The 20,431-nt window shown below is 61.4% G+C and carries 20 protein-coding genes; 13 read left to right on the top strand and 7 right to left on the bottom strand.

Annotated features, from left to right (window positions below):
- From ltnD to ACYP2A_RS17050, 3 genes are all read right to left on the bottom strand, one after another.
- On the bottom strand, window positions 1–903 hold the full coding sequence (ltnD, locus tag ACYP2A_RS17060; RefSeq protein WP_459746759.1) for an L-threonate dehydrogenase: 903 nt from the start codon (window positions 901–903) through the stop codon (window positions 1–3).
- 180 nt (window positions 904–1,083) lie between these two features.
- Window positions 1,084–1,893, bottom strand: coding sequence for a DeoR/GlpR family DNA-binding transcription regulator (locus ACYP2A_RS17055; RefSeq protein WP_459746758.1), 810 nt, complete (start codon window positions 1,891–1,893; stop codon window positions 1,084–1,086).
- 113 nt (window positions 1,894–2,006) lie between these two features.
- The gene (locus ACYP2A_RS17050) at window positions 2,007–3,275 is read right to left on the bottom strand and encodes a cation:proton antiporter (protein ID WP_459746756.1); all 1,269 of its coding nucleotides are present in this window, start codon (window positions 3,273–3,275) and stop codon (window positions 2,007–2,009) included.
- Between the two features lie 208 nt (window positions 3,276–3,483).
- Between ACYP2A_RS17050 and ACYP2A_RS17045 the strand changes: the two genes are divergently transcribed.
- Together ACYP2A_RS17045 and ACYP2A_RS17040 are read left to right on the top strand one after the other, a co-directional pair.
- On the top strand, window positions 3,484–4,320 hold the full coding sequence (locus ACYP2A_RS17045) for an EamA family transporter (RefSeq protein WP_459746755.1): 837 nt from the start codon (window positions 3,484–3,486) through the stop codon (window positions 4,318–4,320).
- Window positions 4,321–4,332: 12 nt separating this feature from the next.
- The gene (locus tag ACYP2A_RS17040) at window positions 4,333–4,737 is read left to right on the top strand and encodes an MAPEG family protein (protein WP_459746754.1); all 405 of its coding nucleotides are present in this window, start codon (window positions 4,333–4,335) and stop codon (window positions 4,735–4,737) included.
- A gap of 11 nt (window positions 4,738–4,748) precedes the next feature.
- On the opposite strand, the gene ACYP2A_RS17035 is transcribed toward ACYP2A_RS17040, so the two are convergent.
- Both ACYP2A_RS17035 and ligB read right to left on the bottom strand, forming a co-directional pair.
- On the bottom strand, window positions 4,749–5,153 hold the full coding sequence (locus tag ACYP2A_RS17035; RefSeq protein WP_459746753.1) for a DUF1090 domain-containing protein: 405 nt from the start codon (window positions 5,151–5,153) through the stop codon (window positions 4,749–4,751).
- 42 nt (window positions 5,154–5,195) lie between these two features.
- Window positions 5,196–6,881 (bottom strand): NAD-dependent DNA ligase LigB, encoded by a 1,686-nt coding sequence (gene ligB, locus ACYP2A_RS17030; protein WP_459746752.1) that lies wholly within the window; start codon window positions 6,879–6,881, stop codon window positions 5,196–5,198.
- 200 nt (window positions 6,882–7,081) lie between these two features.
- Here ligB and ACYP2A_RS17025 point away from each other — a divergent pair, with 200 nt between their 5' ends.
- Together ACYP2A_RS17025 and ACYP2A_RS17020 are read left to right on the top strand one after the other, a co-directional pair.
- The gene (locus ACYP2A_RS17025) at window positions 7,082–7,702 is read left to right on the top strand and encodes a LysE family translocator (RefSeq protein ID WP_459746751.1); all 621 of its coding nucleotides are present in this window, start codon (window positions 7,082–7,084) and stop codon (window positions 7,700–7,702) included.
- 63 nt (window positions 7,703–7,765) lie between these two features.
- The gene (locus tag ACYP2A_RS17020) at window positions 7,766–8,311 is read left to right on the top strand and encodes an RNA 2'-phosphotransferase (RefSeq protein WP_459746750.1); all 546 of its coding nucleotides are present in this window, start codon (window positions 7,766–7,768) and stop codon (window positions 8,309–8,311) included.
- Between the two features lie 61 nt (window positions 8,312–8,372).
- Here the strand turns inward: ACYP2A_RS17020 and metK are convergent, their stop codons facing one another.
- Together metK and ACYP2A_RS17010 are read right to left on the bottom strand one after the other, a co-directional pair.
- Window positions 8,373–9,563, bottom strand: coding sequence for a methionine adenosyltransferase (gene metK / locus ACYP2A_RS17015; RefSeq protein WP_459746749.1), 1,191 nt, complete (start codon window positions 9,561–9,563; stop codon window positions 8,373–8,375).
- 2 nt (window positions 9,564–9,565) lie between these two features.
- Entirely contained in the window at window positions 9,566–10,579 is a 1,014-nt protein-coding gene (locus ACYP2A_RS17010) for an ArsR/SmtB family transcription factor (protein ID WP_459746747.1), read from the bottom strand.
- 255 nt (window positions 10,580–10,834) lie between these two features.
- Here ACYP2A_RS17010 and tkt point away from each other — a divergent pair, with 255 nt between their 5' ends.
- The 9 genes from tkt (at window position 10,835) to ACYP2A_RS16965 (ending at window position 19,381) form a co-directional block, all read left to right on the top strand.
- Window positions 10,835–12,832 (top strand): transketolase, encoded by a 1,998-nt coding sequence (gene tkt, locus ACYP2A_RS17005; protein ID WP_459746746.1) that lies wholly within the window; start codon window positions 10,835–10,837, stop codon window positions 12,830–12,832.
- A 78-nt stretch (window positions 12,833–12,910) separates the two neighbouring features.
- Window positions 12,911–13,960 (top strand): erythrose-4-phosphate dehydrogenase, encoded by a 1,050-nt coding sequence (gene epd, locus ACYP2A_RS17000; protein WP_459746745.1) that lies wholly within the window; start codon window positions 12,911–12,913, stop codon window positions 13,958–13,960.
- 14 nt (window positions 13,961–13,974) lie between these two features.
- Window positions 13,975–15,141, top strand: a complete 1,167-nt coding sequence (locus ACYP2A_RS16995) for a phosphoglycerate kinase (protein ID WP_459746744.1) — start codon at window positions 13,975–13,977, stop codon at window positions 15,139–15,141.
- A 24-nt stretch (window positions 15,142–15,165) separates the two neighbouring features.
- Window positions 15,166–15,396, top strand: coding sequence for a hypothetical protein (locus ACYP2A_RS16990; RefSeq protein ID WP_459746926.1), 231 nt, complete (start codon window positions 15,166–15,168; stop codon window positions 15,394–15,396).
- An 86-nt stretch (window positions 15,397–15,482) separates the two neighbouring features.
- Window positions 15,483–15,677, top strand: coding sequence for a hypothetical protein (locus tag ACYP2A_RS16985; RefSeq protein ID WP_459746742.1), 195 nt, complete (start codon window positions 15,483–15,485; stop codon window positions 15,675–15,677).
- A gap of 31 nt (window positions 15,678–15,708) precedes the next feature.
- Window positions 15,709–16,032, top strand: coding sequence for an MliC family protein (locus tag ACYP2A_RS16980; protein ID WP_459746740.1), 324 nt, complete (start codon window positions 15,709–15,711; stop codon window positions 16,030–16,032).
- A 116-nt stretch (window positions 16,033–16,148) separates the two neighbouring features.
- Window positions 16,149–17,213 carry a class II fructose-bisphosphate aldolase gene (gene fba, locus ACYP2A_RS16975; protein ID WP_056840585.1) on the top strand — a complete coding sequence of 355 codons (1,065 nt, stop codon included), beginning with the start codon at window positions 16,149–16,151 and terminating at the stop codon, window positions 17,211–17,213.
- Between the two features lie 120 nt (window positions 17,214–17,333).
- Complete coding sequence (locus ACYP2A_RS16970) at window positions 17,334–18,032, top strand: response regulator transcription factor (RefSeq protein WP_459746737.1); 699 nt, start codon at window positions 17,334–17,336, stop codon at window positions 18,030–18,032.
- Complete coding sequence (locus tag ACYP2A_RS16965) at window positions 18,032–19,381, top strand: HAMP domain-containing sensor histidine kinase (protein ID WP_459746924.1); 1,350 nt, start codon at window positions 18,032–18,034, stop codon at window positions 19,379–19,381. The genes ACYP2A_RS16970 and ACYP2A_RS16965 overlap by 1 nt, the downstream gene beginning before the upstream one ends.
- The last annotated feature ends 1,050 nt before the right edge of the window (window positions 19,382–20,431 follow it).

Here is a 20,431-nt window from a genome sequence, read left to right as displayed (position 1 = left end):
TTATTCCTCGGACTTGGCGGTCGGCAGGGTGATACCCGGGAAAATCTTGATCACGGCCGAGTCGTCTTCGCGGCCGAAACCGGCGCTGGAAGCCTGCATGAACATCTGGTGCGCAGTGGCCGACAGCGGCAGCGGGAATTTGCTGGCGCGGGCGGTATCCAGTACCAGGCCCAGGTCCTTGACGAAAATGTCGACGGCAGACAGCGGGGTGTAGTCGGCCTTGAGGATGTGCGGCACGCGGTTCTCGAACATCCACGAGTTGCCGGCGCTGTTGGTGATCACTTCGTACAGGGCGTCGGCATCGACGCCTTCGCGCAGGCCCAGGGCCATGGCTTCGGCACTGGCAGCGATGTGCACACCGGCCAGCAGCTGATTGATGATTTTGACTTTCGAGCCCAGGCCATGGACGTTGCCGAGGCGATAGACCTTGCCGGCCATGCCCGCCAGAACCGCTTCGGCCTTGGCGTAGGCGTCGGCGGGTGCCGAGGTCATCATGGTCATCTGGCCGGCGGCAGCCTTGGCCGCGCCGCCGGAGATCGGCGCATCGAGGTACAGCAAGCCCTGATCGGCCAGGCGCTGGCCCAGCTCGACGGCAAAGGTCGGCGCGACAGTGGCGCAACCGATGACCAGACTGCCTGGACGCAGTGCAGCGACGGCACCGTTGTCACCGAACAATACGGTTTCGGTCTGCTCGGCGTTGACCACCACGGTGATGATCACGTCACAGGCAGCGGCCAGAGCGGCTGGCGAGGTTGCGGCCACGCCGCCCTCAGCGGCGAACGCCTGGACCACTTCGCTGCGCACATCGCAGGCATGCACGTTAAAGCCATTGCGCAACAGCGAGCGGGCAATGCCCAGGCCCATGGCGCCCAGGCCGATCACACCAACATTGGATTGGGTCATTGCATCATCCTCGGTCTGTGCCGCTGCTCGTCATACCAACAGACGGCTAACATTGTTCTGAAATGTGAATGTGATAGTGGATCAGTGAACGATTAATGTGAAGTGATATTTAGGATTAACAAATATTCACACAGAAAAAAGCCCCTCGAAAGGGGCTTTGGTGAGCTCGCTGCGGGTGGCCTAAACCACTGCCAACTGCAACTCGATGCCTTGCTTGCGGATGCTGTCGGCTGCCGCGCCGGCCAGGGCGTTGTCGGTGATCAGGGTGTCGAACTGCTCCAGTGGCGCGATCTTGTACATGCCGAAGGTGCCGTATTTGGAGCTGGCGGCGACCAGCACGCTGCGCGAGGCTGACTGCATCGCCGCCTGCTTGAGCTCGACCTTGAGCGCCGACGGTGTGGTGGTGCCGCGTTGCAGGTCCCACGAACTGGTCGACATGAACGCGATGTCGGTGGCCAGTTGGCGCAGGGTTGCCGCCGCCAGGCCGCCGACGCTGGACAGGTTGGGGTGATCGAGAAGGCCGCCGGTGTGAATCACGTCCACATGCCCGGCATCGGCCAGCGCATTGACGATGCCGAAGTCGTTGGTCACCACGGTCATGCCCGACAGGGCAATGATGTACGGCACGATTTCCAGGGTGGTGGTGCCGGCGTCCAGATAAACGGTCATGTCCGGGTGCAGCAACTGCGCGGCCAGCTGCGCAATCGCCTGTTTGTGCGGCAGCTCGACCACCGCCTTGGATTGATGGCTGGGCTCGCTGTGCAACTGGCTGGCAATGCGCACGCCGCCGCTGACCGAATAGGCGCGGCCTTCTTGCTCAAGCAGGGCAATGTCGCGGCGGATGGTCATGTGTGAGCAGTCGAACATTTCCATCAACTGGTGGACGCTCAGCACCTGATGCTTGCGCAACTGGCGCAGTAGCAGTTCACGGCGTTGATCGGGAATCATTGGCGCACCGCCTGTCGGGGCGATCTCGTCATGGGCGGACATGCTTGCTCCTGCATTGCGCTAAGCGGACTAGGCATTGATTGAACCTCAACAGACCGTGGTCTGCCGAGGTGTTTTTTTTAACACTATTTATTCACGCTTTAGCATGCGTCCGGTCAGTGTGCCGCATCGAGCGCCGAAGCGGGGGGTTGCGTGTGTCCGGTGACCGAGCGCACCAGCTTGCCGATGGTCAGGCCCTGCAACAGGATCGACAGCAGCACCACGATGTAGGTGATGCTCAGCAGCACATCGCGCTCTGGCCCCAGCGGCAAAGCCAGTGCCAACGCGACCGACACGCCGCCGCGCAGGCCGCCCCAGGTCAGGATGCGAATGGTGCCTTGCGGCACGCTGCGCCAGCGGCGCAACAGCAGGATGGCCGGTGCCACGGTGACAAGGCGGGCCAGCAGAATGGCCACCGCCAGCAGCCCGGCGGCCAGCAAGTGCAGCCATGAGAACGGCAGCAGCAACAGCTCCATGCCGATCAGCGCGAACAGCAGGGCGTTGAGCATGTCGTCGAGCAGTTCCCAGAAACCGTCCATGTAACGGCGGGTCATGTCGTTCATCGCCAGGTTGCGTCCCAGGTTACCGATGATCAGACCAGCCACCACCATCGCGATGGGTGCCGACACATGCAGCTCGGAGGCCATCGCAGAGCCGCCGATGACCAGCGCCAGGGTCAGCATGACCTCGATCTGGTGTTGCTCGATGCTCTTGATCATCAGGTACACGGCGTAACCGATCAGGCCACCGAACAGCACTCCGCCAATCGCTTCATGGGCAAACAGCATGGCGGTTTCAGCGACGCTTGGGGTTTCACCCAGTTGCGCGATGCCCAGCAGCACGGTGAACACCACTACGGCCGTGCCGTCGTTGAACAGCGACTCGCCGACAATCGTGGTCTTCAGCGGTTTGGAGGCATTGGCGGTGCGCAACACCCCCAGCACGGCAATCGGATCGGTCGGCGAAATCAGTGCACCGAACAGCAGGCAATACAGGAAGCTGACGTGCCAGCCGAACAGGGCAAAGATCCACCAGGCCAGTGTGCCGATCACCACGGTGGCGATCAGCACGCCAAAGGTCGCCAGCAGGCCGATGGGCCAGCGGTAGCTCTTGAGGTCGGCCAGGTTGACGTGCAAGGCGCCGGCAAACAGCAGGAAGGACAGCATCCAGTTCATCAGCAGATCGCCGAAGTCGATCTGTCCGATCAGTTGCTCGACACGTTCTTCAAGCCCCGGAAAACCGATCAGGCTCAGGCCTTGCAACAGCAGGGAAAACAGCAAGGCGGTAACCATCACGCCGATGGTCGGCGGCAGGCCGATAAAGCGGTAGTTCACATAAGTGAGCAGGGTGGTCAGGCAAATGAAAGCAGCAACAAGTTCAAGCATCCGTAGGTCCGTATCCATTGCATATCGAGGGTGCATTTCAGTGGTTCAAGCGCACGCGTTGACCACAGGGAACCGAGGATAGTGCACTGAAAAGGAAATTTTTTGCCACACAGGATTATTTGATGGCGGCATGAAACTGTCGGGCGAGCCGCCCATCGGCTATTCTCGCGGCCTGTTTCGCGCGTTGGCCGAACAAGGAGAATCGAGGGTGTTGGCGACAGTCCTGGTGTTGATCGCGGCCGTGCTGCACGCGCTCTGGAACACGCTGGTCAAATTCAGCGGCGAGCGCTTGCTGGTGATCGCCAGCATGGACGCAGTGGCGCTGGTCTTTGCGCTGCTGGCCTTGGGCTTTGTCACGCCGCCTGCGTTGTCTATCTGGCCCTGGCTGATAGCCTCGGCGTTGTTCGAGTTGCTCTATCGTGCGCTGCTGATCAAGGCTTACCGGGTCGGCGATCTTGGGCTGGTCTACCCCTTGATGCGTGGCCTGTCACCACTGGTAGTGCTGGGCCTGACCCTTGTCTTTGCCGGCGAAGACCTGAGCAGCCAACAGATTCTGGGCATCCTGCTGATTCCTGCCGGCATGGTCTGCCTGCTTTGGCAGGGCGGTGGCGGGGCGCGCTTGCCCTGGTCGATGCTGCCGGTGGTGGGCCTGATCGGCCTGTGCATCGGCAGTTACACCTGGATTGACGGGCAAGCCTTGAAACTGGGCGCGAAGCCGCTGGATTATCTGGTCTGGCTGACGCTGATCAGCGCCTGGCCCTTTCCGTTGCTGGCCGTCGCTTACCGACGGCCTGCCTTCGTCATGTTCTGGCGCGAGCAGTGGCGTTTGGGCGTCAGCGTCGGGCTGTGTGTGTTGCTGAGTTATGCGCTGGTGCTGTGGGCCATGCAACTGGGCTCGGTCGCGGAGGCGGCGGCCCTGCGCGAGATCAGTGTCGTGCTGGTGGTGATCATGGGAATGCGTTACTTCAAAGAACCTTTCGGGCGGCCCCGGCTCTTAGCTTGTGCGCTGGTGTTGCTCGGCATGTTCGTGATGAAGCTCAATTGAAGGGAAAGAAAAATGACAGTCGCTTTCTGGTGTGTGTTGATCGCCATCCTGCTGCCGATAATCTGTGCGGCTATCGCCAAGCTCAGCAGCGGTAAATTCAATCTGGACCATAACCATGACCCGCGTGATTTCCTCGACCGCCTCGAAGGATTGCCAAGACGCGCCCATAACGCACAACTGAACAGCTTCGAGGTTTTGCCGGGATTCGCCGCTGCCGTGATCATTGCCCACATCGCCGGCAATGCGCAGCTGGTGACCATCGATGTACTGGCGGTGCTGTTCATTACCAGCCGCCTGCTGTACATCATTTTTTACCTGGCCGACCTGGCATTGCTGCGTTCGCTGGCCTGGCTGGTGGGCATGGGCCTGATCATCGGGCTGTTCGGCGCCTCGGCCTTCCCGGCGGCGGGCGCCTGATAAAGGCCTGATCAGTTCTGGACTTTCTCAAGCTCGGCCTGCGCGTCGAGCAGTTCCTTGCGCGACTCGGCCAGCTTGTCTTTGCGCTTGTTGATTTTCTCCGGGTCGCCCTTGGTCATGGCCTGGTTGAGGTCGGTCTGGCGGCGGCTGACTTCGCGCTTGGCGTCCAGCACTTTCTGTTCGCGTTGCTTGACCAGCGACGCTTCGCTGCAGTTGGCATTGGTTTCGCTCAGGGCCTTTTCCAGGCCGGCTTGCTGACGTTTGTTGCCTTCGGCCTTGGCCTGCTGAATCTTGCTGCTGATTTCCTGGCTCTTGAGCAGGCACTCCGACACCGGCGGTGGCGTCTCGGCGGCCAGCAGTGCAGGTGGGGTCAAGGTACAGGCCAGCAACAGCAGCAATGGGGAAAAACGCTTCATAAAAACTCCATGTGAAAGCCGGGCGGGTTCGACAACCCGGCATTAAAAACCCGCTACACCCAAGACTCGCAATCGGTCACTGAGTGCCAACACCTGCGGGTCGAGAAAAAAGGCATGCAATTGCGCCGCGCGCCCTGGGCCGACACCCGGTTCGGCCTGCCACTGCTGCGCACTGCGCGAGGCCAGTGACAGCCAGTCGTCACCCAGCGCTGCATTACCGGCGGGTGGGAGGCCCAAGGCCTTGAGCCAGAGCCTGAACGGTTTGTCACGGGCGCTTTGCAGGCTGGCGAACAGTTTAGTCGCGCTGCGCTCGCCAAGGCCCGGCATCTTAACAAGCTCGGTGGCCTCAAGGGTCATCCAGTCAAGCAGATTGTCGAGCAATCGGGCCTCCAGCAACTTGTCCCAGGTACCGGGGCCAACCCCCGGCAGGTTCAGCCCCTGCTTGCCGGACAGCCAGACCAGACGAGCCTTGAACTGGCTTTCACACCCCGCTGTCGGCTGCCAGCAACTGAGCGAATGAAACGCCTGAGGGTCCGGCACGTGCAGCTCGACCCGCTCGGTATTGCGCAGCACCACGCTGTCGAGGCGCGGGATGGTCAGGCCGGCCAGGCTCAAGGCGACCTGATCGCCGGGGCGGATATTCATTTCTTGCCAGCGTTGCAGCGAGCCGACGCTGAGCGAGCGGATGGTGCGGTCGTCCAGGCGGACCGGATGTACGTCAAGCACCGGGGTAATCCGGCCGCTGCGGCCAATATTGAAATTGACCTTGCGCACCTCGGCCAGAGCGGTGGCATAGGGGTATTTCCAGGCCGCGATCCAGTAAGGCGCCTTGGCCTGCCAGCGTTCGGCGGCGGGACGCTGGCCCTGGCGTAACACCACGCCATCGCTGGCAAACGGCAGCGGCTGGCGATACCAGAACTCGCGCCAGTGCCGGGCGCTGTCGAGATTTTCCAGCGGTTGGGTGTAGCCCGGGCTATCGGCAAAACCCATGGCGGCAAGGCCCGCCAGACGTGCCTGGATGTGCGCAGGTCCGTCGGGCCAGTCCCAGACGAACAGTTCGATCCGCTCCAGTTCGGCAGCGCTCGGGTTTTTACGCGCCAGAGCGCCGGCGACCTGACTGCGTGCGTTCAGGCTGCCGGCGCTGGCCTGTATGTGATCGCTCAGCCGCCAATACAATTCGCCTTGCAGCACCATGCTGTCGGGTCTGGGCAACGTATTGGGAATAGCGGCAATGCGCAGGGCATGAGCGGTCCAGTCCTGGCCGTGCACGCCGTCACCCCGGCTGATTGCGCGGCTCAGCCGGCCGTGTTCATACACCAGCGTAACGGCCACGCCATCGACCTTGGGCTGAATCCACAGATCCTCACGACCGTTCAGCCACTGTGCCACAGCCTTTTCGTCGGCCAGTTTGGTCAAGCCGGTGTGCGCAACCGGATGGGCGACCGGCCCTTTGGCGGTCTGCAGCGGGTTGTCGGTATCCTCGGCCGCAAGGTTGAAGCACTGGCGCAGGTGGGTCAGCCGCTGTCGTGCCTGGTCATAGACTTCATCGGCAATCAGCGCGACGCCCTGGCGGTGATAGCTGTCGTCCCACTGGCTGATCTGCGTTTGCAATGCACTGATTTCATGTTGGGCTTTGGGCGCGTCCCATTCAGGGCAGGACCTGGCATAAGCCGCTGCGCCCATGGCAAGCAAGCCCAGGCCCATGACAAAACGTATGATCGACGACATTGAAAGCATCCTTGCTGGAAACGATGCCTGACAGGCTAGACAGCTTTGGTCTTGCGCTGTGTGCGCTATGGTCACCGGCTTTTGCAAGACGTTAGCGAGTGTTTCGCAGCAGTACAGTCGTCGTGGATAAAAGCGCCTGGCTGTGCCTTGAGCGCTCGCGGCGTGCATGACAAATTGCTGTTCTGTTCTGGAGAACCCTCATGGACCTGACGACTCTCGCGGTATTTATCCCTGCCTGCTTTGCGCTGAACATGGCGCCCGGCCCGAACAACCTGCTCTCGGTCAGTAATGCGAGCCGCTATGGCTTTGCCCGCTCGTGCGTGGGTGGCGCCGGTCGCATGCTGGCCTTCGCGATCATGATTGCGCTGGCGGCGGTCGGGCTGGCGGCAGTGCTGCACACCTCCGAGTGGTTATTTCATGTGATCAAAATCGTAGGCGCCGCTTACCTGTTCTATCTGGCGTGGCAGCTCTGGCGGGCCTCCCCGCAGGCCGATCAGCAGGTTAGTGCAGGCTCGACCAGCCTGTGGCGGCTGGCGCGTCAGGAGTTTCTGGTGGCCATCGGCAATCCCAAGGCGATTCTGTTGTTCACCGCATTCTTGCCGCAATTCGTTGACCAGTCGCAGGATGTCAGCGCCCAGTTCGTTGTGCTGGGCGGGCTGTTTCTGGCGCTGGAGTGCGTGGCCATCGCCCTGTATGCCGCGATGGGTGTACACGCCCGCAAGCTGTTCGCCCGCCCGTCCAGCAAACAGCTGTTCAACCGCGTGTGTGCCGGCCTGCTGGCCAGTGCCGCCTCGGCATTGCTGGTGGCGCGCCGGGCTTGAGACTGGAACCGGGCAACGCAATACCGGGTCTCATCAGGCTGAATAGTGCCGATAGGGACGTGTATGAACAGCAAGCAGCTGTCTGAAACCAGCAAGTTTCTAAGCTATGTACTGCGCCATGAGCCGCAAGCCATCGGCTTGCAGCTCGACAGCGAAGGCTGGGCCAGTCTCGATGCGTTGATTGCGGGCGCCGCCAGCGACGGCCGCGTGCTCAACCTGGAAATTATCCAGGCGGTGGTCGAGAGCAATGACAAAAAGCGCTTTGCCTTCTCCGAAGACGGCCTGCGCATTCGCGCCGTGCAAGGTCACTCGACCACGGCGGTGGATATTCAGCATGTCGAGAAAATCCCGCCGGCGCTGCTGTACCACGGCACGGCCACGCGCTTTCTCGAGTCGATTCTGCAACAAGGCCTGATCGCAGGCTCGCGCCACCATGTGCACCTGTCGCAGGACGAACAAACGGCGGTGTCGATCGGCCAGCGCTACGGCAAGCCTGTGGTATTGCAGATCGATGCGCTGCGCATGCAGGAAGCGGGGTTCCGGTTCTTTCAAGCAGACAACGGCGTGTGGCTGACCGAGTCGGTGCCGGTTGAATTCATAAGGCAATAGGCCGCACAACAAAAAGCCCCGCACGATCACTCGTGCGGGGCTTTTTCGTAACCGCCAGGTATTACAGGCCGGCAGCGACGCGCAGGGCGTCGGCGCGGTCGGTTTTTTCCCAGGTGAAGGCGGTGAAGGTGTCGTCGCCCACGGTCATCTCGTACGGCGTACGGCCAAAGTGGCCATAGGCTGCGGTCTGCTTGTACATCGGGTGCAGCAGGTCGAGCATGGTGGTGATGGCGTATGGGCGCAGGTCGAAGTGCTCGCGTACCAGCTGGATGATCTTGTCGTCCGACAGCTTGCCGGTGCCGAAGGTGTTCAGCGAGATCGATGTTGGCTGGGCCACGCCGATGGCGTAGGAAACCTGAATCTCGCAACGCTCGGCCAGGCCGGCGGCGACGATGTTCTTGGCCACATAACGACCGGCGTAGGCGGCCGAGCGGTCAACCTTCGATGGGTCCTTGCCGGAGAACGCGCCACCGCCGTGACGGGCCATGCCGCCGTAGGTGTCGACGATGATCTTGCGGCCGGTCAGGCCGCAGTCGCCCACCGGGCCACCGATGATGAAGTTGCCGGTCGGGTTGATGTGGAACTGAGTGTCCTTGTGCAGCAGTTCTGCCGGGATCACGTGTTTGACGATCAGCTCCATCACGCCTTCGCGCAGGTCTTTGTATGACACGTCGGGGTTGTGCTGGGTCGACAGGACGATGGCGTCGACGCCGACCACTTTGCCGTTCTCGTAGCGGCAGGTGACCTGCGACTTGGCATCCGGGCGCAGCCACGGCAGCAGGCCGGACTTGCGGGCTTCGGCCTGGCGCTGCACCAGTTGGTGCGAGAAGGTGATCGGGGCTGGCATCAGCACGTCGGTTTCGTTGCTGGCGTAGCCGAACATCAGGCCCTGGTCGCCGGCGCCCTGGTCTTCAGGCTTGCTGCGGTCAACGCCCTGGGCGATGTCCACCGACTGCTTGCCGATGATGTTCATCACGCCGCAGGTGGCGCCGTCGAAGCCGACGTCGGAGCTGTTGTAGCCGATGTCGAGGATGACGTTACGGACGATATCTTCCAGGTCGACCCAGGCGGAGGTCGTGACTTCGCCGGCAATGATTGCAACACCGGTCTTGACCAGGGTTTCGACCGCGACACGGGCGAACTTGTCTTCAGCGATGATGGCGTCCAGGACTGCGTCGGAGATCTGGTCGGCAATCTTGTCCGGATGTCCTTCGGACACGGACTCGGAGGTGAAAAGTGAGTATTCGCTCATGTCTACGGGTTTCCTGAATTTAACCGAGGGTGAGTGTCGCCAGACGGCCGCTGAAAATGGCGAACCTGGATCTGGAAACCATTGCGTAAGCCCACATAAAGGCTCTGTTCGGGGACCAGCCCCGCGGCGATGGCCCAGTGGGCCAGGTCTTCCTGTTCAAAGCCCAACCAGAGATCGCCACAGGCCTCCCTGGCCCAGCTCTGGTCATGGCTGCACAAGTCCGTTACCAACAGGCTGGCGCCTGGGCGCAGATGCCCGGCCAACTGTCCAATGGCATCGGCCGGTGCGGCGAAATGATGAAGCACCATGTTCAATACGACGCAATCGACCTGCACTTTAGCGTCGCCCAACGCATCGGCCAGGCGCAACTCGACGTTGCCAAGTGCCTGACGCTCGCACAATTTACGCGCCAGTTCGAGCATCGCAGGACTATTGTCCATCGCCGTGACATGGGCAAAACGCTGCGACAGGTCAGGCAAAAAACTGCCATCGCCGGGGCCGACTTCCAGTGCTGTTGCGTCGGCACCGAAAGGCAGTTTGTCGAGCAACGCCAGCAGGCTGTCGCGGTACTGCGCAAGGCCGGCGATCAGGTCTTGCTGGGCATGGAACTTGTCGGCCACCCGGGCAAAAAAATCCTGGCTGGCGGCCGCGCGCTGACGATGCACGGCATCGATCCGTGCCTTGACCTCGACCGGCAGGCGCAGCGCATCGACTTCTTCAAGCAGGGCGGCATGCAGACGACCGCCGGTCGCGCCGGTCAGCGGCAGGGAGCGGCGATAGAAAATGGCATTGCCTTCGCGGCGTGTCGCCACCAGCCTGGCCTGGGCCAGCACCTTGAGGTGATGACTCATGCCTGACTGGCCGATGGCGAAGATCTGCGCCAGCTCCAGAACGCCGAACGAGTCGTTGGTCAGCGCGCGCAGAACATTCAGCCGCAACGGATCGCCGCCGGCTTTGCACAGGGCGGACAACTCGTTACAGGCATCATTGCCGATGGCAGGCACGCAACTATTCATAAGGCGGCAGTCTAGACAGCGACCGGGCACGCTGCAAGATCAATATCAAAAAGTTTTGATATTGATTGGCGGGTAGTGGCAAAGCGCAGTTTCAACCCGCGCGGCAGGGCATATGCGCCAGCGCTGACTGCAAATGACGCCTGGGCGACAGGAAAAAAACGGCTCGGTGACTATCTTTCATTGCCCCCAGCCAGTCGCTGAGGGAAAATGGACGCCTTTTTTCCGATCCTATTCTTTACCCCCAGGAGATCAGCGATGCCTAGCCGTCGTGAGCGTGCCAACGCCATTCGTGCCCTGAGCATGGATGCCGTGCAAAAAGCCAACAGCGGCCATCCGGGTGCCCCCATGGGTATGGCGGATATCGCCGAAGTCCTGTGGCGCGATTTTCTCAAGCACAACCCGGCCAACCCGTCGTTCGCCGACCGCGATCGTTTCGTGCTGTCCAACGGCCACGGTTCGATGCTCATTTATTCGCTGCTGCACCTGACCGGCTACGACCTGTCGATCGACGACCTGAAAAACTTCCGTCAATTGCACAGCCGCACCCCGGGTCACCCTGAATTCGGCTACACCCCGGGCGTTGAAACCACCACCGGTCCTCTGGGCCAGGGTTTTGCCAACGCCGTAGGTTTTGCCATCGCCGAGAAGACCCTGGCGGCGCAGTTCAACCGTCCAGGCCATGACATCGTCAACCACAACACCTACGTGTTCATGGGCGATGGCTGCATGATGGAAGGCATTTCCCACGAAGTCGCCTCGCTGGCCGGCACACTGGGCCTGGGCAAGCTGATCGCGTTCTACGACGACAACGGTATCTCGATCGACGGCGAAGTCGAAGGCTGGTTCACCGACGACACGCCAAAGCGTTTCGAGTCGTACAACTGGCAGGTGATCCGCAATGTCGACGGCCATGACGCCGACGAGATCAAGACCGCCATCGAAACCGCGCGCAAAAGCGCTCAGCCGACCCTGATCTGCTGCAAGACCACCATCGGTTTCGGTTCGCCGAACAAGTCGGGCAAAGAGGAATCCCACGGCGCGCCACTGGGTGCCGACGAGATCGCCCTGACCCGCGCTGCACTTAAGTGGAACCACGGCCCGTTCGAAATCCCGGCCGACATCTACGAGCAGTGGAATGCCAAGGAAAAAGGCCTGGCCGCCGAAGCCGAGTGGGACCAGCGTTTCGCTGCCTACTCCGCTGCTTTCCCTGAGCTGGCCAACGATTTCATCCGTCGCATGAGCGGTGAGCTGCCGGCCGATTTCGCCGAGAAGTCCGCTGCCTACGTCGCTGACGTCAACGCCAAGGGCGAGACCATCGCCAGCCGCAAGGCCAGCCAGAACGCACTGGGCGCTTTCGGCCCGCTGCTGCCTGAATTGCTTGGCGGTTCGGCGGACCTGGCCGGTTCCAACCTGACCATCTGGAAAGGCTGCAAGAGCATCACCGGCGAAGACGCCAACGGCAACTACCTGCACTACGGTGTGCGTGAGTTCGGCCAGGGCGCAATCATGAACGGTATCGCCCTGCACGGCGGTTTCGTGCCGTACGGCGCGACCTTCCTGATCTTCATGGAATACGCCCGCAACGCCGTGCGCATGGGCGCACTGATGAAGCAGCGCGTGATCCACGTGTTCACCCACGACTCCATCGGTCTGGGCGAAGACGGCCCGACGCACCAGCCGGTCGAGCAACTGGCCAGCCTGCGCACCACGCCGAACCTGGACACCTGGCGTCCGGCCGACGCAGTCGAATCGGCTGTGTCCTGGAAATACGCGCTGGAGCGTAACGACGGCCCATCGGCCCTGGTGTTCTCGCGTCAGAACCTGCAGCACCAGACCCGCGATGCCGAGCAACTGGCCAATATCGCCCGTGGCGGTTATGTACTGCGCGACAGCGTGGGCGAGCCGGAGCTGATCCTGATTGCCACCGGTTCCGAAGTCGGCCTGGCCGTTCAGGCCTACGAGGCACTGGCTGCCAAGGGCCGCAACGTCCGTGTGGTGTCGATGCCGTGCACCAGCGTGTTCGAAGCCCAGGACGCCGGCTACAAGCAGTCCGTCCTGCCGTTGCAGGTCAGCGCCCGTATCGCCATCGAGGCGGCGCATGCCGACTACTGGTACAAGTACGTGGGCCTGGAAGGCCGCGTGATCGGCATGACCACCTTCGGTGAGTCGGCACCGGCTGCCGCGTTGTTCGAAGAATTCGGCTTCACCCTGGAAAACATCCTGGGCACCGCCGAAGAACTGCTCGAAGACTGATCGATCAGCGACATCCATCGGCGTGGCCGTCCGGCCGCGTCGACGGGTGTCGTCACTGTTTCTGACGTGTGAGCCACCATGCCCCAGCCCCGCCCTTATAAAGTTGCTCTGAACGGCTACGGCCGTATTGGTCGTTGCGTCGTTCGTGCCCTGTGCGAACGTGGCGCAAAGGCGGGCTTCGAGGTGGTGGCGATCAACGACCTGGCCGATATGGCCAGTCTCGAATACCTGACGCGCTTTGACTCCACACATGGCCGGTTTCCCGGAGAAGTGCGGGTCGAAGGCGATTATCTGCACATCAACGACCACCGCATTCGCGTGTTGCGCAGTGCGACGCCCGAAGGCATCGACTGGGCGGCGCTGGACATCGACCTGGTGCTGGAATGCTCCGGTGTCTACAACACCCGCGACGATGGTCAGCGCTTTCTCGATGCCGGTGCGCCGCGTGTGCTGTTTTCCCAGCCGATGGCCAGCGAGGCGGATGTCGACGCCACCATCGTCTACGGCATCAACCAGCAAGACCTCACCGGTCGTGAGCTGCTGGTGTCTGCCGCTTCCTGTACCACCAACTGCAGCGTACCGTTGCTGCGTTTGCTGGATCAGGCGCTGGGGCTCGATTACATCACCATCACCACGATTCACTCGGCGATGAACGACCAGCCGGTGATCGACGCTTATCATCATGAAGACCTGCGCCGTACGCGCTCGGCTTTCCAGTCGATCATCCCGGTGTCTACCGGGCTTGCGCGAGGTATCGAGCGGCTGCTTCCGGAACTTGCCGGTCGAATTCAGGCCAAAGCGGTGCGTGTGCCGACGGTCAACGTTTCGTGCCTGGACATCATTGTGCAGACCGCACGCGACACCGACGCTGTCGAGATCAACCGGATTCTGCGCGAGGCCGCAAGCAGTGGCCCGCTCAAGGGCTTGCTGGCCTACACCGAGTTGCCGCACGCCAGCTGCGATTTCAACCATGACCCTCATTCGGCGATCGTCGATGCGAGTCAGACCCGCGTGTCCGGCCCACGGCTGGTCAATGTGCTGGCCTGGTTCGATAACGAATGGGGTTTTGCCAACCGTATGCTCGACGTCGCAGGCCACTTCCTGCGCGTTGCAGACCCACAACAGTAAAACAGGAACGCCTCATGACCGTGTTGAAGATGACCGACCTTGATCTGCAAGGTAAGCGTGTACTGATCCGCGAAGACCTCAACGTGCCGATCAAGGATGGCGCTGTCAGCAGCGACGCGCGGATTCTCGCCTCTCTGCCGACCATCAAGCTGGCACTGGAGAAGGGCGCAGCGGTCATGGTCTGCTCGCACCTGGGCCGTCCGGTCGAAGGTGAATTCTCCGCTGAAAACAGCCTCAAGCCGGTCGCCGAGTACCTGAGCAAGGCGCTGGGCCGTGAAGTCGCGCTGGTGGCCGATTACCTGGACGGCGTCGAGGTCAAGGCCGGCGACGTGGTGCTGTTCGAAAACGTGCGCTTCAACAAGGGCGAGAAAAAGAACGCCGACGAGCTGGCGCAAAAGTACGCCGCCCTGTGCGACGTGTTCGTGATGGACGCCTTCGGTACTGCGCACCGCGCCGAGGGCTCGACCCACGGCGTGGCCAAATTCGCCAAGGTGGCAGCGGCAGGCCCGCTGCTGGCTGCCGAGCTGGACGCACTGGGCAAGGCGCTGGGCGCGCCGGCCAAGCCGATGGCGGCCATCGTTGCCGGTTCCAAAGTGTCGACCAAGCTCGACGTCCTCAATAGCCTGAGCACGATCTGCGACCAGTTGATCGTCGGCGGCGGCATCGCCAACACCTTCCTGGCCGCTGCCGGGCACCCGGTGGGCAAATCGTTGTACGAACCCGACCTGCTCGACACCGCTCGCGCCATCGCCGCCAAGGTCAGCGTACCGCTGCCGGTCGATGTGGTGGTGGCCAAGGCCTTCGCCGAAGACGCAGAAGCCACCATCAAGCGGGTTGCCGATGTGGCCGAAGACGACATGATTCTGGACATCGGCCCGCAAACCGCCGAGCAGTTCGCGCAATTGTTGAAATCTTCGAAGACTATCCTGTGGAACGGCCCGGTGGGCGTATTCGAGTTCGACCAGTTCGGCAACGGCACCAAAGTGCTGGCCAAGGCAATTGCCGAGAGCGATGCGTTCTCCATCGCCGGTGGCGGCGACACGCTGGCGGCCATCGACAAATACAGCGTTGGCGCGCAGATTTCCTATATCTCCACCGGTGGCGGCGCGTTCCTGGAGTTCGTCGAAGGCAAGGTGCTGCCGGCGGTCGAAGTGCTGGAACAACGCGCCAAGGCGCAATGATCCGCTTTGCCTGAGGTATCGATGATGGTCAAGGTCTTGCCGGTATTGTTGATTGCGGGAGTGTTGGCCGGTTGCGCCGGTACACCGGCGTCCGAAGACAAGCAGGACGACAGCCAGGCCGCGCCCGTGCAACTGAGTTGCTATCAGGCACGCTGGCAGGCCGAAACGATTCAGGTGGTCGATAAACGTAGCGGTCAGACGTTCTGGGACCGTTACGATTTCATGCCGCAGATCGGCAATGTAGGGTGTCGCTGATCCGCACGCTGTGATTGCAGGCAACATCCAGGCAGCAGGGCGGTCATTAACAGGGTGGATATCTTTTATGCAAAAGGAGTTTCGCCATGAAAATCGCCGCCCTGCTGTTGGTAAGTTGCGCTGTACTGTCTGGCTGTAGCGGTTCGGGGTCAAACCGGGCCTGTGAAGTGTTCAGCCCGGCTGCGGTAAATGTGCCGACCACCGAAAACAGTCAGCGGGTCGAAGCCCAGGCCACGGGTGAACCGTCTGACGATGGTAAACACGAACAGCACTGCCCTTGAGCGACATTCGCCGGGCAGGCCAGGAGAGTGAATGAAAGGCGTGATTGCTCTTGGAGCACTGGTTTTGCTTGGCGGTTGCACAGTCTTCAAGCCAGCGCCAAAGGTTGATCCGTGGACCCGCTGGGTCTGCGACAGCAAGGCCGAGGTCAACTGGCGCTATACCGACGCTGCCCACAAGGCGGTGGATGTGCGCCTGAACCAGAGCGATCAGGTGTTTCGCCTGCAGGCCGAGCCCGGTGGCGTCGGCGAGCTGTATGGTAACGGTGTCTTGTCGCTGGCCAAAAATGGCGATGAAGGCCTGGTGTACTGGACCGCCACCAACGATTTGATCGGTCGCGGCTGCAGCGTCAGATAAACTGCAGCACGGCCGCGCGCCGGCGTTTTTACATCGCCTGCGCAGATAACTTGAATAGCAGCCGCCACTGGGGCAGGCTCGCACGATTAACGACCCGATCGGGAGAGAAACAGACAATGGCACTTATCAGCATGCGCCAGATGTTGGACCACGCCGCCGAATTTGGCTATGGCGTTCCAGCTTTCAACGTAAACAACCTGGAACAGATGCGCGCCATTATGGAAGCGGCCGACAAGACCGACTCCCCGGTGATCGTTCAGGCTTCGGCCGGTGCCCGCAAATACGCCGGTGCCCCGTTCCTGCGTCACCTGATCCTGGCGGCCATCGAAGAGTTTCCGCACATTCCGGTGGTCATGCACCAGGACCACGGCACCAGCCCTGACATCTGCCAGCGCTCGATCCAGCTGGGCTTCAGCTCGGTAATGATGGACGGCTCCCTGGGCGAAGACGGCAAGACCCCGGCCAGCTACGACTACAACGTCGATGTTACCCGTCGCGTCGTGGCCTTTGCTCACGCCTGTGGCGTGTCGGTAGAAGGCGAACTGGGCGTACTGGGCTCGCTGGAAACCGGCCTGGCCGGTGAAGAAGACGGCGTGGGTGCCGAAGGCGTTCTGGATCACAGCCAGATGCTGACCGACCCTGAAGAAGCCGCCGACTTCGTCAAGCGCACTCAGGTCGATGCCCTGGCCATCGCCATCGGCACCAGCCACGGCGCTTACAAGTTCACCAAGCCGCCTACCGGCGACATTCTGGCCATCGAGCAGATCAAAGCCATCCACAAGCGCATCCCCAACACCCACCTGGTGATGCACGGCTCGTCTTCGGTGCCGCAAGAGTGGCTGAAAATCATCAACGAATACGGCGGCGACATCAAAGAAACCTACGGTGTGCCGGTCGAAGAAATCGTTGAAGGCATCAAGCACGGCGTGCGCAAGGTCAACATCGACACCGACCTGCGTCTGGCCTCTACTGGCGCCATCCGCGAATTCCTGGCCAAGCACCCGGCCGAGTTCGACCCGCGCAAATACCTGGCCAAGACCGTGGTTGCCATGCGTGACGTGTGCATCGCCCGTTACGAAGCCTTCGGCACCGCCGGTAACGCCTCGAAGATCAAACCGGTCTCCCTGGACCGCATGTTCGAGCGTTATGCCCGTGGCGAGCTGGATGCCAAGATCAACTGAGTGTTGATCGGTTGAATAAAAAACCCGCGCCTGCGCGGGTTTTTTAATGGCTTCATTTGTTTGCCCCCGGCCCCGATGGGATACTCACGCACTTGTGAATAGCTCTCAACGACGCCTGCCATGACCACGCCTGTGCACATCCTCCTGATCGAAGACGACGAACAACTGCGTCTGCCGCTGCTCGACCATCTGCAACGCCAGGGGTTTCAGATGACGGCCTGTGAGCGCGGGGATACCGGGCTGGCGCAAGCGTTGGCGCAGCGTTTCGACCTGGTGCTGCTCGATATCATGCTGCCGGGCCTCGACGGGCTGGGGTTGCTGGCTCGTCTGCGCGAGCAGCAGGGCATTCCGGTGATCCTGATGTCGGCGCTGGGCGCCGAGCAGGACCGCATTACCGGCTTTACCCAAGGGGCAGACGATTACTTGCCCAAACCCTTCAGCCTGGCCGAACTCGACGCACGCATCGGTGCCCTGTTGCGCCGTGTGGCACTGGACCGGCGAGGGCCGCAGACGCCAGCACCCGGCGGCGCCTTGCGCTTTGACCCGATTGCCCAGGATGTGTCTGGCAGCAGCGGCCCTGCCGGGTTGACGCCATCGGAATACCGCCTGCTGACCACCTTGCAGGAACATGCCGGCCAGCCCTTGAGCAAACCGTTTCTGTATCAGCACGTGCTGCACCGTAACTACACCCGGCTCGACCGCGGTCTGGACGTGCATGTGTGCAATATCCGCCGCAAGCTCACGGCCATCGAGGCGCATGAGGTGCAGATTCAGGCCGTGCGCAATCAAGGCTACGTGTTGGTCCGGGCGGCAACGTGATGGTGCGTCGTCGGCATTCGTTGCTATGGAAGCTGGCGCTGTTGCAGGTGTGCTTTTGCCTGGTGCTGGTCTGGACTGTGTGGATCTGGGGCCTGAAGCTTGAGCGCAGCACCTATTTCCTGAGCCCGCCCGAACGTGAACTGCTTGAAGGCTACGCCGCCCAGGCCGAGGCATTGGCGCAAAGCGCTGACCCCGTTGCCGTCGAGCGCTGGCGCGAACAGATGATGGCGCAGGAACAAACCTGGTTTGCGGTACTCGATGCGCGTCTGCAAAGCCTCGGTACCCAGCCCTTGAGTGCCGAAGAGGTTGGCCACCTGACCTACATGCGCAAGCTCGACTGGCCCATGAGCCGGCGCCTGCAGGATGAATTGCCGTACGTCAGCATCGAGTTTGCCCGGCACCCGGAAAGCGGCCGGCTGGTGCTGCAATTGCCCGAGCGCTTGCTGCCCGGTGGCCTGACGCCCTGGACCCATGTGATTTCCCACGGCGTGGTGCCGGCCTTGCTGGCGCTGGTGTTGGGTCTGATTTTGTACCGGCTGGTGGTGGTGCCGCTGGCTGATCTGCGCGAGCGGGCCAACGCGTTGCGCGCCGATGATCTGGACAGCGGCCTGGGCAGCCGGGTCGCCCTGCGCCGCGACGAACTGGGCGAACTGGCGCAGGCGTTCGACCATATGGCGGTGCGTTTGCGCCAGAGCCTGAATCAGCAGCGGCAAATGCTCCGCGCCTTGTCGCATGAAATCCGCACGCCCTTGGCGCGCTTGCGCATCGCTTGTGACAGCAACCTGCCCGCCGAGCAATTGCAGGAGCGGCTAGGGCGGGAGATCGACGACATGCAGCGGCTGGTCGACGACAGCCTGGACCTGGCCTGGCTGGACACCGAGTGTCCGCAACTGCCGCGCGAAGAGGTCATGGTGCTGTCGGTCTGGGAAGCGCTGTGCGCCGATGCCTGTTTCGAAAGCGGCTGGGCGTCGTCGCGGCTGATCTGCGAACTGGGCACCGAATGCGTGGTGCATATCCACCTGAACAGCTTCGCCCAGGCGCTGGAAAACCTGCTGCGCAACGCCATTCGCCATTCCCCGGCCGATGGCGTGATCCGTCTGCGCGGCCAGCGCGAAGGCGACTACTGGCTGCTGAGCCTCGACGATCAAGGGCCGGGAGTAGACGAGCAGGACCTGCAAAGCATGTTCGAACCGTTCCGCCGACTGGACGGTGCCAGCGGCCAGGGTTTCGGTCTGGGTTTGAGCATCGCCCGCAAGGCCATCGAGTTACAAGGCGGGCAACTGTGGGCCAGCCGGCGCGAGCAAGGGCTGAGTATGAAAATGCGTTTACCGGCAACACCTGTCCCGTAGGAGATCACCCGCCGCCACGGCGCCGCGCTGTCGCGCAGCAAACATGGGACCTGTAGGAGGGGCCGGTCGGCGTCCCGATCTGCCGGAATGCCGGACCATCGCGATCGGCTGCGTTAGCAGTCGTAAATGTTCAGCGTTTCATCGACTTCTGTGAGCGCTTTGCGCTCAATCGCCAGCAGAGACGGATCGCCGCCCGCTCCCTCCTACACGTGGTGTTTTTAATTCAATAAAATCAATAACTTATTTTATGTTTGATGAGAGATCGCCCGTCGCCATGGCGCCGCGCTGTCGCGCAGCAAACATGGGACCTGTAGGAGGGGGCTCTGCCGGAATGCCGGACCATCGCGATCGGCTGCGCAGCAGTCGTAGATTTGTAGCGTTTCGACGATTTCTGTGAGCGCTTCGCGCTCAATCGCCAGCAGAGCTGCCTCCTACAAGTGGTGTTTTTAATTCAATAAAATCAATAACTTATTTTATGTTTGATGAGAGATCGCCCGTCGCCTTGGCGCCGCGCTGTCGCGCAACAAACATGGGACCTGTAGGAGGGGGCTCTGCCCGCGATCGGCTGCGCAGCAGTCGTAAATGTTCAGCGTTTCATAGATTTTTGTGAGCGCTTCGCGCTCAATCGCCAGCAGAGCTGCCTCCTACACGTGGTGTTTTTTAATTCAATAAAATCAATAACTTATTTTATGTTTGATGAGAGATCGCCCGTCGCCTTGGCGCCGCGCTGTCGCGCAGCAAACATGGGATTGTAGGAGGGAGCTCTGCTCGCGATCGGCTGCGTAGCAGTCGTAAAATGCTAGCGTTTCAGAAATCTCTGTGAGCGCTTCGCGCTCAATCGCCAGCAGAGCTGCCTCCTACAAGTGGTGTTTTTTAATTCAATAAAATCAATAAGTTATTTTATGTTTGATGAGAGCGGCTTTAGCCTGGGCGGCATACCGACGAATGCCGCAGAGCCCTGTGTTTAGAAAGTTAATGCGCTTTACTCTCAACTGACACTAATTATCATTTGTGATCTCTGCGCTTTCTGCCGCTTGTCGTTTCTGGAGA

This window comes from Pseudomonas sp. 3A(2025) (assembly GCF_054589175.1).
Note: the sequence above shows the minus strand (reverse complement) of the source record. Positions and strands in the feature narration are given on the sequence as shown.